Origin of the sequence: Pseudomonas algeriensis (genome assembly GCF_048847255.1) — a bacterium.
In the GTDB taxonomy this organism is placed as follows: domain Bacteria; phylum Pseudomonadota; class Gammaproteobacteria; order Pseudomonadales; family Pseudomonadaceae; genus Aquipseudomonas.
Genome location: NZ_JBKKRK010000006.1, coordinates 151,142 through 164,990 on the forward strand (window position 1 = coordinate 151,142; position 13,849 = coordinate 164,990).

Genomic DNA, 13,849 nt, shown 5'->3' on the forward strand with positions numbered 1-13,849 from the left:
CCGGCCATTTCCCTGATCAATGCTTTACCGCTGCTCAGCCTGATCGAACTGTGTGGCGCCCTGCTGTTGCTGGTCGCCGGCGCCGAGTTGCTGGTGCGTGCCGCCGTGGGGCTGGCGGCACGCTTGCAGGTGCGGCCGCTGATTATCGGCCTGACCGTCGTCGCATTCGGCAGCAGCGCACCGCAAATGGCTGTCAGCCTGCAAGCGACCCTGGCACAGAACGCTGATATCGCCGTGGGGAGTGTGATCGGCAGCAGTACCTTCAACATCCTCGTCACCCTCGGGCTGTCGGCGCTGATCATTCCGCTGCGCGTCTCGCGTCAATTGGTGCGCTTGGACATCCCGCTGATGATCGGCGCCAGCCTGCTGGTGTTCGTGCTGGCCTGGAACGAAGAACTGACCCGACTCGACGGCGTCCTGCTGCTGGTAGCCCTGGCGGTGTACCTGGGCCTGTTGCTGCGCCAGTCCCGGCACTCCGCGCGACCGCATCCGCTGGGAGGCGCAGTTGCCCATGGTTCCTGGCCCAAGAGCCTGGTGATGATCGTTTCGGGCCTGGCGATGCTGGTCTTCGCCGGGCACCTGTTATTGGGCGCGGCGGTGGAAGTGGCGACCGACCTGGGGTTGTCCGAGCGCATCATCGGCCTGACCATCGTTGCCGTGAGCACCTCGCTGCCGGAGCTCGCCACTTCGTTGATCGCCGCCCTTCGGGGTCAACGGGACATCGCGGTAGGCAACGTAATCGGCAGCAACCTGTTCAACCTTCTGGGTGTATTGGGCGTGACCGCCCTCGCCGCGCCTTCTGCGCTCTCGGTCTCGCCCAATGCCCTGGCCTTCGACCTGCCGGTGATGCTTGGCGTCGCGGTGCTGTGCCTGCCGGTGTTCTATTCCGGCTATCGCGTCACCCGTGCCGAAGGGCTGCTGTTCCTGGGCTTGTACACGGCGTACGGGCTGCACGTGGTGTCGTTCACCACCGGCATGCCATTGGCCGGCCAGCTAGAACGACTGATGTTGTTCTACGTGCTGCCGGCCCTGCTCGCGTTTCTGCTGTTCACATCCTTGCGCGCCTGGCGCCGCCAACACCACAAGAGGGATTTGCCATGACTGACAATCCAAAGACCGGCCTCGATATGCGTCGCAAAGTGATGGGCGATGCGTTCGTCGACCGCGCCCTGGGCAGCGCCACCGAATTCACCCAGCCGCTGCAGGATTTCGTGAACGAACATGCCTGGGGCAGCGTCTGGAGCCGCGAAGGCCTGCCGCTGAAGACCCGCAGCCTGATCACCCTCGCCGCCCTCACCGCCCTCAAGTGCCCGCAGGAACTCAAGGGCCACGTGCGTGGCGCGCTGAACAATGGCTGCACGGTAGAAGAAATTCGCGAAGCGTTGCTGCATTGCGCGGTGTACGCGGGCGTGCCAGCGGCGATCGATGCGTTTCGGGCGGCGCAGGAAGTGATCGATAGTTACCAGAAACCTGAGTGAATTGGGCGATCGCCTTCGCGAGCAGGCTCGCTCCCACATTTGGCCGGTGGTGAACACCAGATTTGTGCCCACCAAGAATCCCCTGTGGGAGCGAGCCTGCTCGCGAAAGGATCGATAGAACGCTGCAAACCTGAAGCTAGATCCACCCACCCCACTGCAACACAAAGATCCCCAGGTTGGTGGTAATCGCCGCCATCAAGGTGGTGATGACGATGATCGCCGCCGCCAGCTCGTGGTTGCCATTCGCGGCGCGGGCCATGACGTAGCTGGCGGCGGCGGTGGGGCTGCCGAAGTACAGGAACAAGATCCCCAGTTCCGCCCCGCGAAAACCCCACAACCATGCGCCCAGAGTAGTCACCAACGGCAAGCCGACCATCTTCACCAGGCTCGAACTCAGGGCCATCTTGCCGCTCTTGCGCAAGGCCGCCAGGGACAGCGTGCCGCCGATGCAGATCAGCGCCAGGGGCAAGGTCATTTGGGACAGATACTTGGCCGACGTCTCGAACCAGTTCGGCAGGCCGATCTGTAAATAGGCGAACGGCGCGGCGGCAAGCACGCTGATGATCAGCGGGTTGCTGATCACGCTCTTGCAGATGCTCCAGGGGTCGGACTTGATCACCGGGCTGTAGACCGCCAGGACGATGGTCGACAGGGTGTTGTAGAACAGGATCACCAGCGCCGCGAGAATCGCCCCCAGGGAAATCCCATAGTCGCCATACATGCTCGCGGCCAATGCCAGGCCGATCACGCCGTTGTTGCCACGAAACGCGCCCTGGGTGTAGATCCCGCGATCCTCCCGCGGGCAACGCCAGATCGCCCAGCCCCAGGCCATGGCGAAACTCACCAGGGTGGCAATCGAGAAATAGATCAGCAGGTCTGGCTGCAACGCCGCGTGCAAATCAGCGTGCAGAATGCCAAGGAACAACAGCGCCGGCATGGTGACGTTGAACACCAGCGACGAGGCGATGTGGATGAAGTTGTCGTTGATCCAGCCGATGCGCTTGAGCAGCGTCCCCAGAAACAGCATGGCGAACACCGGCGCGGTGACGTTCAGGGTTTCGAGGAAAATTGCCAGCATGCCGAGGACCTTGAGAAGGAGGTGTCGTTAGGTGGCTAATGATAAGCCACTCACGACGTTGGCGTCTGGTCGAGCCTCTTCGCGAGCAGGCTCGCTCCCACATTGGATCTCCAGCGATAACAGAATCCACATTCACCCCCACATCCCTGTGGGAGCGAGCCTGCTCGCGATCAGCGCCGGATCAGGTAATCGGCGCCGGGTTGAACAAGGTAATGTCGTTGAACAACTTGTGCCGCTCGGCCCAGGTCTGTTTCTTGCCGCTGGCCACGTCCAGGTAGTAGTGGAACAGCTCCCAGCCCAACTCTTCGATGGTCGCGCGCCCGGTGGCGATGCGGCCGGCGTCGATGTCGATCAGGTCCGGCCAGCGCTGGGCCAGTTCGGTACGGGTCGAGACCTTCACCACCGGCGCCATGGCCAAGCCGTACGGGGTGCCCCGACCGGTAGTGAACACGTGCAGGTTCATCCCCGCCGCCAGTTGCAGCGTGCCGCAGACAAAGTCGCTGGCCGGCGTGGCGCAGAAGATCAGGCCCTTTTGCTTGAAGCGCTCACCCGGGCCAAGCACGCCGCTGATTGCGCTGCTGCCGGATTTGACGATCGAGCCCAAGGACTTCTCGACGATGTTCGACAACCCACCCTTCTTGTTGCCCGGCGTGGTGTTGGCGCTGCGATCGGCCTCGCCCTTGGCCAGGTAACGGTCGTACCAGTCCATTTCGCGCACCAGTTCCTGGGCGACTTCCTGGGTTTGCGCCCGGGAGGTCAGCAGGTAGATCGCATCGCGCACTTCGGTGACTTCAGAGAACATCACCGTCGCACCGGCCCGCAGCAACAGGTCCGAGGCGTAGCCCAGGGCCGGGTTGGCGGTGATGCCGGAGAACGCATCGCTGCCGCCGCACTGCATGCCCAGGATCAGTTCCGAGGCGGGCACGGTTTCGCGGCGACGCTGGTCGAGTTTCTTCAGGCGCGTCTCGGCCAACTCCATGATCTGCTCGATCATCTCGGTAAAGCCGTGGCTGGAATCCTGCAAGCGATACAACCATGGCTCGCTGAGGTCCACCGAGCTATCGCCTTCGTGCATCACCTGCCCGGCCTGCAATTTCTCGCAGCCCAGGCTGATCACCAGCGCCTCGCCACCCAGGTTCGGGTTGCGCGCCAGGTTGCGCACGGTGCGGATCGGGATGTAGGCGTCGGTGGCGGTGATCGCCACACCGCAGCCATAGCTGTGGGTCAGCGCCACCACGTCATCGACGTTCGGGTACTTGGGCAGTAGCTCTTCCTTGATGCGCTTGACCGCATGGTCCAGCACCCCGGTGACGCACTGCACCGTGGTGGTGATGCCCAGGATGTTGCGCGTGCCGACGGTGCCGTCGGCGTTGCGGTAGCCCTCGAAGGTGTAGCCTTCCAGTGGCGCATCCGCCGCCGGCACATCGGTGGACAGCGGCAGGCTGTCCAAGGGTGGCGCGGTGGGCATGCGCAATTGGTCTTCCTTGACCCAGCTGCCACGAGGGATCGGTTGCAGCGCGTAGCCAATGACCTGGCCGTAGCGAATCACCTCGCCACCCTCGGGAATGTCCACCAGGGTGACCTTGTGGCTCTGTGGCACGAAGTCCACGGTGACCAGGCCGTCCGGGAACTCGGTCCCGGCGGGTACGCCCTGGTCGTTGACAACAATCACCACGTTGTCCCGCTCGTGCAGGCGGATGTAACGGGGCGAATCGGCATGTTCAATCAGATTCATGGACGCCATTCCTCAGGATTTGGCTTCAGACAGGCTGGATAGGTCGGCTTCCCTGGCCGTGGGCTCCTTGAGCACCACACGCTTGATCGGGCCCACGATGACCAGATAGCTGAACACCGCCATCAGCGCGTTGCAACCGACGAACACCAGGGCCCATTTGAACGAGCCAGTGGAGCTGATGATGTAGCCGATGACGATTGGCGTGGTGATCGACGCCAGGTTGCCGAAGGTGTTGAACAGGCCACCGCTCAAGCCGGCGATCTGTTTTGGCGACGTGTCGGACACCACGGCCCAACCCAATGCGCCCACGCCCTTGCCGAAGAATGCCAGGGCCATGAAGCCCACCACCATCCATTCGATATCGACGTAGTTGCACGCCACGATGCTGCTGGACACCAGCAGCCCGGCGATGATTGGCGCCTTGCGGGCGAAGGTCAGCGAATGGCCCTTGCGCAGCAGGTAGTCGGAAATCACCCCGCCGAGGACGCCACCAATGAAACCGCAAATGGCCGGCAAGGACGCGATGAAACCGGCCTTGAGGATGGTCATGCCGCGCTCCTGCACCAGGTACACCGGGAACCAGGTCAGGAAGAAATAGGTGATGCCGTTGATGCAGTACTGGCCCAGGTACACGCCGAGCATCATGCGGTTGGTCAGCAGTTGGCGAATGTAATCCCACTTCGGACCGTCGGCTTTCTTTTCCTTGCCCTTGTCCTGGTCCATGTCGACCATCGCGCCATTGGAAGCGATGTGGTTGAACTCGGCCTCGTTGATCATCGGGTGCTGGCGCGGGCTGTAGATGACCTTCAGCCAGACGAGCGAGAACACGATGCCGATCACGCCCATGACGATGAACACGTGCTGCCAGCCGAAGCGGTAGACGATCCAGCCCATCAGCGGCGCGAACAATACGGTGGCGAAATACTGCGCCGAGTTGAAGATCGCCGAGGCGGTGCCACGTTCGGCGGTGGGAAACCAGGCCGCGACGATACGGGCGTTGCCGGGGAAAGAAGGCGCTTCGGCCAGCCCGACCAGAAAGCGCAGCATGAACAGCGCAACCACCGCCGTGGACATGCCGAACTCACCGACATAGCCCTGCAGCACGGTGAACAGCGACCAGGTGAAAATGCTCAGTGCATAGATTTTCTTCGACCCGAAACGGTCGAGCAGCCAGCCGCCAGGAATCTGCCCGGCCACGTAGGCCCAGCCGAAAGCGGAGAAGATGTAACCGAGGGTGACGGCGTCGATGCCGAGGTCTTTTTGCAGGCTGGAACCAGCGATGGCGATGGTGGCGCGGTCGGCATAGTTGATCGTCGTCACCAAAAACAGCATGAGCAGGATCAAATAGCGGACGTGCGTCGGCTTGGTCTCTTGCATGTAATCTACTTCCACTATTTATTTTTATGCGGGAAATCAAATTGTACGGTCGGCGCCAGAGCCCGGCGCCGACCGGTCTTGCGTATTACGAGCCGATGTAGGAGGTCTTCACCACGGTGTAGAACTCTTGCGCGTAGCGACCTTGCTCGCGCGAACCGTAGGACGAACCTTTGCGCCCACCGAACGGAACATGGTAATCCACGCCGGCGGTCGGCAGGTTGACCATCACCATGCCTGCTTGGGAGTGGCGCTTGAAGTGGTTGGCGTACTTCAACGACGTGGTGGCGATACCGGCCGACAAGCCGAACTCGGTGTCGTTGGCCATCGCCAGCGCCGCCTCGTAGTCAGCCACGCGCACGACGTTGGCCACCGGGCCGAAGATCTCTTCGCGGCTGATGCGCATCGAAGCCTCGCTGTCGGCGAACAGGGTCGGCGCCAGGAAGTAACCTTCGGTGTCGCAAGTCACTACACCACCACCGCTGACCAGCCGCGCACCTTCGCTCTGGCCGATGTCGATGTACTTCAAGTCCTGGTTGAGCTGGGCTTCGGAAACGACCGGGCCGATGTCGGTGCCAGCCTTCAGCGCGTGACCGACCTTGATCGATTGCATGCGCTCGGCCATGGCCGCAACGAACTTGTCGTGGATACCGGCAGTGACGATCAGTCGGCTCGATGCCGTGCAACGCTGGCCGGTGGAGTAGAACGCGCTCTGCACCGCCAATTCGACCGCCTGCTTGAGGTCGGCGTCGTCGAGGATGATCTGCGGGTTCTTGCCGCCCATTTCCAGCTGGACCTTGGCTTGGCGCGCCACGCAGTTGACCGCGATCTGCCGGCCGACGCCCACGGAACCGGTGAAGCTGATGCCATCGACTTTCGGGCTGTTGACCAGAATGTCACCGACCACACGGCCGCTGCCCATCACCAGGTTGAACGCACCGGCCGGGAAGCCGGCACGGGAAATGATTTCGGCCAGGGCCCAGGCGCAGCCCGGCACCAGCTCGGCGGGCTTGATCACCACGCAGTTGCCGTAGGCCAGGGCCGGGGCAATTTTCCACGCAGGGATGGCGATCGGGAAGTTCCACGGAGTGATCAGACCAACCACGCCGAGGGCTTCGCGGGTCACTTCGACGTTGACGCCCGGGCGCACCGACGGCACGTAGTCGCCCGACAGGCGCAGGCATTCACCGGCGAAGAATTTGAAAATGTTGCCAGCGCGGGTTACTTCGCCGATGGCTTCGGGCAGGGTCTTACCCTCTTCCCGGGCCAGCAGTTGGCCAAGCTCTTCGCGACGGGCGAGAATTTCGCTGCCGACTTTGTCCAGCGCATCGTGACGGGCCTGGATGCCCGAGGTCGACCAGGCCGGGAACGCGGCACGGGCGGCTTCGATGGCGGCGTTGACTTGCGCTGTGTCAGCCTTGGCGTATTCACCGATGACGTCGGACAAGTCAGACGGGTTGATGTTGGTGCAATAGTCAGCACCGGCCACCCACTCACCGTTGATGTAGTTATCGAAACGCTTTGCATCTGCCACGGAGCTTCTCCTCTCACAAAAGCTGTCTAGGAACGCAGGGCGTCCCTGGCTGCGTTTCCACGCGCACGTGGAAACGATCAAGCCTTACGCAAAAAGCCGCTGATTGCTCAGCGGCCTTGTCGGGTCTGTTACTGCTTGCCTTGCTTGTCGATCAGCGCGGCCAGGGCTTCGTACTCTTCTGGCAGCAGGTCGGTCAGCGGCGTGCGCACTGGGCCCGCGTCATAACCAACGATCTTCGCGCCGGCCTTGACGATGCTCACCGCGTAACCCGCCTTGCGGTTGCGGATGTCCAGGTATGGCAGGAAGAAGTCGTCGATGATCTTGCCGACAGTCTCGTGATCTTCGCGGGCAATGGCGTGGTAGAAGTCCATCGCGGTTTTCGGGATGAAGTTGAACACCGCCGAGGAGTAGACCGGCACGCCCAGGGCCTTGTAGGCCGCGGCGTAGACTTCAGCGGTCGGCAGGCCGCCCAGGTAGCTGAAACGGTCGCCGAGGCGACGACGGATCGACACCATCAGTTCGATGTCGCCCAGGCCGTCCTTGTAGCCGATCAGGTTCGGGCAGCGCTCGGCCAGTTGTTCCAGCTGGGTCGCGTTCAGGCGGCAGACGTTGCGGTTGTACACCACCACGCCGATCTTCACCGATTTGCACACGGCTTCAACGTGGGCGGCAACGCCGTCCTGGCTGGCTTCGGTCAGGTAGTGCGGCAGCAGCAACAGACCCTTGGCGCCCAGGCGCTCGGCTTCCTGAGCGTATTCGATAGCCTGGCGGGTGGCACCGCCGACGCCGGCGAGGATTGGCACGCTGGTGGCGCAGGTATCGACGGCAGTCTTGATGACTTGCGAATACTCACTGGCGGCCAGGGAGAAGAATTCACCGGTGCCGCCCGCCGCGAACAATGCAGAGGCGCCGTACGGGGCCAGCCACTCGAGGCGCTTGATGTAGCTGTCGCGATTGAAATCGCCATTGGCAGTGAAATCGGTAACCGGGAACGACAGCAGGCCCGACGAGAGGATGGACTTCAGTTCTTGTGGATTCATTATTCGAACACCCTGGACGCAAATGTTGTGTTGTGGAAATGGTTCAGCTTCATGTGAAGTTGTAGGTCATCGTACAACTTAAAATGTGGGCGTCAACTGTATTTCGTCTTTTGTCGGGAAGCGGGCAACGGGTGTTTGGCGGGAAGCCTTGTAGAACGGGGCTTTGGGTGATGGGAGACGGATGAAACTTGTGGACTGAGAACCGGAACCGCTTGTCGCCACTGTCAACTCTGCCAGTAGGCGCCGTTGCGGCATGGGGGCATAACCCAGGCATGGCCGTGCAAAGCTCGGCCATGATCCTTTTCATAAACTGTAAGTGAGTCGCCCGTACGTGACGATCAGGGCCGCCTCACAGGAGTGACACATGGAGACGTATGCAAAGCCCACGCTCGAGGAATTTCCAGACCAAGACGCAGTGACGATCAACCTGTCAAAGACAAAGACGTTAACCGTGAACATTCCGGATGCAGAATTCCACAAGTACTCGAACGCCATGCTGACTCTGACTCTTACGCGTTCCGTAGGCGCGTTTACACCCTTGACCGATGGCGAGGAAGGTACGCTACGCATGAATGTGAAAGTGGCTCTAACTAACGCCGACTTGGAAGCTTTCAAAGGCGAATCGGTTGAGCTTCGTTACGAAGTGACCTATGAGAGCGGCGGGGATGACAAATCCGACCCGCTAATGTTGCGGATCAAGGCGTAGGACTGCGCATTCACTCTTTATCGAACGGTGCAAAGTCGTAAAGCTGGACACCACTACCCTGTGGCGAGGGAGCTTGCTCCCGTTCGACTGCGAAGCAGTCGCCAACCTGTAGAAGGACGGATCGCTCAAAGAGCTGAGGGGGCCGCTTCGCAGCCCAGCGGGAGCAAGCTCCCTCGCCACAACAGCATCCTCGGCGCCCGAGCAGTGAGCGACTTTCAGCCCTGCGCCTGCGCCTCTTCATGGGCCTGGCGCAGCCGCTCACGACTGTTGGTCAGGTGCAAGCGCATGGCCGCACGGGCCGCATCGGAATCCTGGCGAGCGATGGCCTCGTAGATTTCCTCGTGCTCGCGACTCAGTCGATCCATGTAGTGCTGTTGGTCGTCATGGGCCAGGCGCGCCGAGTTCAGCCGGGTGCGCGGGATGATGCTGGTGCCCAGGTGGGTCATGATGTCCGTGAAGTAACGGTTGCCGGTGGACAGGGCGATTTCCAGATGGAAGGCGAAGTCCGAGGCCACCGCGTCGCTGGCGTGGGCCGCGCTTTCGTTCAAGGCATCGAGCGCCGCCCGCATCGCCGACAGTTGCTCATCGCTGCGGCGCTGCGCCGCGAGCCCGGCGGATTCCACTTCCAGGCTGATGCGCAACTCCAGGATCGCCAGCACATCGCGCAGCGTGACCACCGTCGCCGGGTCGATGCGAAAGCCGCTCGGGCTGGGTGTGTCCAGCACGAAGGTGCCGATGCCATGGCGGGTTTCAACCTGGCCGGCCGCCTGCAAACGGGAAATTGCCTCGCGCACCACCGTGCGGCTGACGCCATGGGCTTCCATGATCGCCGACTCGGTGGGCAACTTATCGCCACGCTTGAGCAGGCCGTCGCGAATCTGCTCGGTCAGCACCGTCACCAGCTCCTGCGCCAGGCTGCGGCGCTTGCGGGGAAGGCGTGGGACGTTGATCGGGTTTTCCATGGTGTGTCTCTATCTGACAGGCGGCTAAGTATGCATCATAGCGCAACGTGGTTGTACGATCACCGTGCTCACTGGTGGGCCTTTTCAAAGGTTACTGCCATGCATCGCTGTGGCGAGGGGATTTATCCCCGCTGGGCTGCGTAGCAGCCCCTTGGTCTATTGGCAGACTCAATATCGAGACCGTTGATTTGAAAGGGGCGCTTCGCGCCCAGCGGGGATAAATCCCCTCGCCACAACAGCGTTCGACAATGACAATCAAGCGGTCACGGCCTGCTCCACCAGTTGGCCATTTTCGATACGCACGTGTCGCGGATGGAAACGTTTCAAGCTGCTTCGGTGCCCGACACTGACAATGCTCAGGCCTGGCAACTGGTCGATCAGCGCCTGGTACAACGTCGCCTCGTCTTCTTCATCCATCGCCGAAGTCGCTTCGTCCATGTACAACCACAGTGGCGCGTAAAGCAACGCACGGGCAAAGGCCAGGCGTTGTTGCTCGCCGGGCGAGAGCATGCGCTGCCAGTGGTTGCTTTCATCCAACCGCGCCACCAGATGCGGCAGGCGACAGGTTTCGAGCACCTGTGCATAACGTTCGTTGGGGTAGACATCGCCGGCCTGTGGGTAACTCAGCACTTCCCGCAGGCTGCCAATCGGCAAGTAGGGCTTTTGCGGCAGGAACAGATAACGCGCCGAGGGCAGGAGAATGCTGCCATGCCCCGCAGGCCACAGATGCCCCATCGCCCGCAGCAACGTTGACTTGCCGCTGCCGGAGCGACCACTGAGCATCACCCGCTCGCCCGGCTCCACGCTCAGTTCGCCATGGGTCAGCAGATGCCGACCATCGTTCAGGTCCAGCCCGAGATCGTGGACCTTCAGCTCGTTGCCCTGGCTCTGTACATCAATGGCCGGCACGCGCTCTTCGTTGTCGCTCATCGCCTGGCGGAAACTCAGCAGACGGTCACAGGTGGCGCGCCACGCGGCGAGGTTGGCGTAGGCGGTAATGAACCAACTGAAATTCTCCTGCACATTACCGAACGCCGAATTGATCTGCATGAGCTCGCCCAGTTGGATCTTGCCCGCGAAATAACGCGGCGCGGCGACGATGAATGGGAAAATGATTGCGATCTGGCCGTAGCCGGACGTGAAGAATGTCAGGCGCTTGGACACCCGCATGATGTCCCAGAAGTTGTGCCAGACCAGGCCGAAACGACCACTCAAGCGACGATTCTCATTAGGCTCGCCGCCATAGAGCGCGATGCTCTCGGCGTTCTCGCGCACCCGCACCATGGAGAAACGCAGGTCGGCTTCGAAGCGCTGCTGGTTGTTGTTCAGACCGATCAGGCGACGGCCGATCAGGTGCGTCAGCCAACTGCCCACCGCCGCATAGACCAACGCGCACCAGAACATATAGCCAGGGATGGTGTAGCCGAACACCTCGATGCTGCCAGACACGCCCCACAAGATAATCGAGAACGACACCAGGCTGACCACCGTGCGAAGCAGCCCCAGGCCCAGCTCCAGCGTGTTGCTGGTAAAACTGTTGAGGTCTTCGGAGATCCGCTGGTCGGGGTTGTCCGTGTAGCCACCCTGCTCCAGCCGGTAGTAGTTCTTGTTGTTGAGCCAGCGGGCGAAATGCTGCTCGGTGAGCCAGGCCCGCCAGCGGATGGTGAGCATTTGCGTGAGGTACAAGCGGTACACCGCGCCCAGGATCGCTACCGCCGCGATGCCGCAGAAGTACAGGATCAACCGCCAGAATGCCACGGTGTCCTTTTCTTGCAGGGCGTTGTAGAAATCCCTGTACCAACTGTTGACCCACACCGAAATCGCCACGCTGAACAACGACAGCGCGATCACGGCGATCAATAGCGTCCAGGCCTTGCCCTTCTCCTCACTGCGCCAGTATGGCGTGGTCATCTGCCAGACACGGCGCAAAAAATGGCCGCGCACCGCGTCATTGACCGCGGAATATTCAGCGTTCTGATTCATGGTTAAGGCTCAATAAAGGAATAACTCGGGCCGATGATAGAGCAACGGCCCGATCTGTCGCGAGAGGGACAGCATTCGTTCAGCGCAGGTTCAGCGACGCACCGGACGCTTCTGCAATTTGCGCTGCAAGGTCCGCCGGTGCATGCCCAAGGCACGAGCCGTGGCGGAAATATTGCCTTCGTGCTCGGTCAGCACCCGCTGGATGTGTTCCCATTGCAGGCGATCCACCGACATGGGGTTTTCCGGCACCAGGGTATCGAGGTCGGCGTGCTCGGACAGCAGCGCCGCCAGCACATCGTCGGCATCCGCCGGTTTGCACAGGTAGTTGCACGCGCCGCGCTTGATGGCCTCGACCGCGGTGGCAATGCTCGAATAACCGGTGAGGATCACCACGCGCATCTCCGGGTCCAGCTCCAGCAGCTTGGGCAGCAGCACCAGGCCGGAGTCGCCGTCCATTTTCAGGTCGAGGGCGGCATAGTCCGGCAGGTCGGCCTGGGCGATGGTCAGGCCCTCTTCGGCGGAACCGGCGGTGCTGACCCGAAAACCGCGACGGGACATGGCCCGGGCCATGACGCGGGTAAAGGTGGCGTCGTCATCCACCAGCAGCAGGTGCGGCAGTTCTTCGCCGTCGACTTGGATCTCGTCACTCATATTCGTCTCCTCGGTCGGCATGGGGCAGGCGCAGCTCGGTGAGCGTACCGCCTTCCTCATGGGGGTAGAGTTTCACCGAGCCGCCGGCGCGTGTCACGCTGGCCTTGCTCAAAAACAGGCCCAGGCCGAAACCCTTGCCCTTGGTAGTGAAAAACGGTTTGCCGATCTGCTCGGCAATCGCCAGCGGCACACCGGCGCCGTGATCGCGAATACAGATCGTCAGTTCATAGGCGTCCCAGTCCAGCACCACTTCCAAGTTTTCCGGGCAGGCGTCGGCGGCATTGTTCAGCAGGTTCAGCAAGGCCTGGGTCAAGTCCGGCGGCGGCGCCATGCGCGGCACCGTGCCCTTGCCCAGGCACTGGAAGCGATAACTGGCTTCGGGGCGCATCAGGTGCCAACGGTTCAGGGCATCGTCGAGCCAGAACGTGACCGCCTGCATGTCGATGTCCAGCCGGCGGTTGGCTTCGGCGGCGCGCACCAGGTATTGCAGGGTTTCCTTGCAGAGCTTGACCTGGTCTTGCAGCACACTGAGGTCTTCTTGCAACGCCGGGTCTTTATGGTCCTGGCGCATTTCCTTGAGCAGCACGCTCATGGTCGCCAGCGGCGTGCCCAGTTCATGGGCAGCGCCGGCGGCCTGGGTCGCCACGGCCAGCAGTTGCTCGTCCCGCAGGCCTTCTTCACGACGGATCGCCCGCAACTCTTCCTGGCGACGCAATTCTTCGGCCATGCGCGCGGCAAAAAAGGTGATGACCGCAGCCGCCAGGGCGAAGCTCAGCCACATGCCGTAGATCTGCAGGTTTTCCCGGGCGATGGGGAAGGTTTCCAGCGGATAGAAGCGCGCCAGCAACAAGGTGTACAGCGCCAGGGCGATACCGGACAGGATCAGCGAAAAACGCCACGGCAGTGTCACGGCGGCGATGGTCAGCGGCACCAGGTAATAAGAGACGAAAGGATTGGTGGAGCCGCCGGAGAAATACAGCAGCGCGCTGTGGATAAACAGGTCGCAGGCCAGTTGCACAGCATATTCAAGTTCGGTCACTGGCCATGAGGTGCGCAGGCGAATCGCAGTCAACGCGCAAAGTACGCTGGAAAAGACCAGCGTGATTGCCAGTTGCAGCCAAGGCAGCGGCAGCAGGTCGAACCAATAGGCAAGCCCCACCGAGCCGGCCTGGGCTGCGAGGACCAGAATGCGGATAAACGTCAGGCGCCATAGGTTCTGGCGCGAAGCGGAAGTCATTTGCAAAGGGGCGAGCATGAGCTCTCCTGATGAGCGCTCCAGGCGGATCGCACGGAGTATAACCAAGGCAG

General features: G+C 61.8%; 12 protein-coding genes. 3 read left to right on the top strand and 9 right to left on the bottom strand.

Features of this window, described 5'->3' with window-relative positions; all coding sequences use genetic code 11:
- Positions 1 to 39: 39 nt before the first annotated feature.
- Together ACLK1G_RS11445 and ACLK1G_RS11450 are read left to right on the top strand one after the other, a co-directional pair.
- On the top strand, positions 40 to 1,101 hold the full coding sequence (locus ACLK1G_RS11445) for a calcium/sodium antiporter (RefSeq protein WP_420765655.1): 1,062 nt from the start codon (positions 40 to 42) through the stop codon (positions 1,099 to 1,101).
- Positions 1,098 to 1,478 (top strand): carboxymuconolactone decarboxylase family protein, encoded by a 381-nt coding sequence (locus ACLK1G_RS11450; protein ID WP_420765530.1) that lies wholly within the window; start codon positions 1,098 to 1,100, stop codon positions 1,476 to 1,478. The genes ACLK1G_RS11445 and ACLK1G_RS11450 overlap by 4 nt, the downstream gene beginning before the upstream one ends.
- A gap of 136 nt (positions 1,479 to 1,614) precedes the next feature.
- On the opposite strand, the gene ACLK1G_RS11455 is transcribed toward ACLK1G_RS11450, so the two are convergent.
- From ACLK1G_RS11455 to kdgD, 5 genes are all read right to left on the bottom strand, one after another.
- Complete coding sequence (locus tag ACLK1G_RS11455; RefSeq protein ID WP_420765531.1) at positions 1,615 to 2,556, bottom strand: AEC family transporter; 942 nt, start codon at positions 2,554 to 2,556, stop codon at positions 1,615 to 1,617.
- Between the two features lie 181 nt (positions 2,557 to 2,737).
- Complete coding sequence (gene garD / locus ACLK1G_RS11460) at positions 2,738 to 4,291, bottom strand: galactarate dehydratase (RefSeq protein ID WP_420765532.1); 1,554 nt, start codon at positions 4,289 to 4,291, stop codon at positions 2,738 to 2,740.
- Between the two features lie 12 nt (positions 4,292 to 4,303).
- Complete coding sequence (locus tag ACLK1G_RS11465; protein WP_420765533.1) at positions 4,304 to 5,668, bottom strand: MFS transporter; 1,365 nt, start codon at positions 5,666 to 5,668, stop codon at positions 4,304 to 4,306.
- 85 nt (positions 5,669 to 5,753) lie between these two features.
- Positions 5,754 to 7,199, bottom strand: a complete 1,446-nt coding sequence (locus tag ACLK1G_RS11470; RefSeq protein WP_420765534.1) for an aldehyde dehydrogenase family protein — start codon at positions 7,197 to 7,199, stop codon at positions 5,754 to 5,756.
- 128 nt (positions 7,200 to 7,327) lie between these two features.
- On the bottom strand, positions 7,328 to 8,239 hold the full coding sequence (kdgD, locus tag ACLK1G_RS11475; protein WP_186613371.1) for a 5-dehydro-4-deoxyglucarate dehydratase: 912 nt from the start codon (positions 8,237 to 8,239) through the stop codon (positions 7,328 to 7,330).
- Between the two features lie 364 nt (positions 8,240 to 8,603).
- Between kdgD and ACLK1G_RS11480 the strand changes: the two genes are divergently transcribed.
- The gene (locus tag ACLK1G_RS11480; RefSeq protein ID WP_420765535.1) at positions 8,604 to 8,945 is read left to right on the top strand and encodes a hypothetical protein; all 342 of its coding nucleotides are present in this window, start codon (positions 8,604 to 8,606) and stop codon (positions 8,943 to 8,945) included.
- Between the two features lie 215 nt (positions 8,946 to 9,160).
- Here the strand turns inward: ACLK1G_RS11480 and ACLK1G_RS11485 are convergent, their stop codons facing one another.
- From ACLK1G_RS11485 to ACLK1G_RS11500, 4 genes are all read right to left on the bottom strand, one after another.
- On the bottom strand, positions 9,161 to 9,907 hold the full coding sequence (locus ACLK1G_RS11485; protein WP_420765536.1) for a FadR/GntR family transcriptional regulator: 747 nt from the start codon (positions 9,905 to 9,907) through the stop codon (positions 9,161 to 9,163).
- 255 nt (positions 9,908 to 10,162) lie between these two features.
- Positions 10,163 to 11,890: an ABC transporter ATP-binding protein/permease gene (locus ACLK1G_RS11490; RefSeq protein WP_420765537.1), complete on the bottom strand. Its 1,728-nt coding sequence runs from the start codon at positions 11,888 to 11,890 to the stop codon at positions 10,163 to 10,165.
- 90 nt (positions 11,891 to 11,980) lie between these two features.
- Positions 11,981 to 12,541 carry a response regulator transcription factor gene (locus ACLK1G_RS11495; protein WP_003177957.1) on the bottom strand — a complete coding sequence of 187 codons (561 nt, stop codon included), beginning with the start codon at positions 12,539 to 12,541 and terminating at the stop codon, positions 11,981 to 11,983.
- Positions 12,534 to 13,796: an ATP-binding protein gene (locus tag ACLK1G_RS11500; RefSeq protein WP_420765538.1), complete on the bottom strand. Its 1,263-nt coding sequence runs from the start codon at positions 13,794 to 13,796 to the stop codon at positions 12,534 to 12,536. Before ACLK1G_RS11500 ends, ACLK1G_RS11495 begins: the two co-directional genes overlap by 8 nt.
- Positions 13,797 to 13,849: the final 53 nt, after the last annotated feature.

What these genes read in the sequence shown, in the direction of transcription:
- ACLK1G_RS11485 (WP_420765536.1), bottom strand. Translation starts at nt 9,907, where the DNA reads ATGGAAAACCCGATCAACGTCCCACGCCTTCCCCGCAAGCGCCGCAGC.
- ACLK1G_RS11495 (WP_003177957.1), bottom strand. Translation starts at nt 12,541, where the DNA reads ATGAGTGACGAGATCCAAGTCGACGGCGAAGAACTGCCGCACCTGCTG.
- ACLK1G_RS11465 (WP_420765533.1), bottom strand. Translation starts at nt 5,668, where the DNA reads ATGCAAGAGACCAAGCCGACGCACGTCCGCTATTTGATCCTGCTCATG.
- ACLK1G_RS11455 (WP_420765531.1), bottom strand. Translation starts at nt 2,556, where the DNA reads ATGCTGGCAATTTTCCTCGAAACCCTGAACGTCACCGCGCCGGTGTTC.
- ACLK1G_RS11490 (WP_420765537.1), bottom strand. Translation starts at nt 11,890, where the DNA reads ATGAATCAGAACGCTGAATATTCCGCGGTCAATGACGCGGTGCGCGGC.
- kdgD (WP_186613371.1), bottom strand. Translation starts at nt 8,239, where the DNA reads ATGAATCCACAAGAACTGAAGTCCATCCTCTCGTCGGGCCTGCTGTCG.
- ACLK1G_RS11500 (WP_420765538.1), bottom strand. Translation starts at nt 13,796, where the DNA reads ATGCTCGCCCCTTTGCAAATGACTTCCGCTTCGCGCCAGAACCTATGG.
- ACLK1G_RS11480 (WP_420765535.1), top strand. Translation starts at nt 8,604, where the DNA reads ATGGAGACGTATGCAAAGCCCACGCTCGAGGAATTTCCAGACCAAGAC.
- ACLK1G_RS11450 (WP_420765530.1), top strand. Translation starts at nt 1,098, where the DNA reads ATGACTGACAATCCAAAGACCGGCCTCGATATGCGTCGCAAAGTGATG.
- garD (WP_420765532.1), bottom strand. Translation starts at nt 4,291, where the DNA reads ATGAATCTGATTGAACATGCCGATTCGCCCCGTTACATCCGCCTGCAC.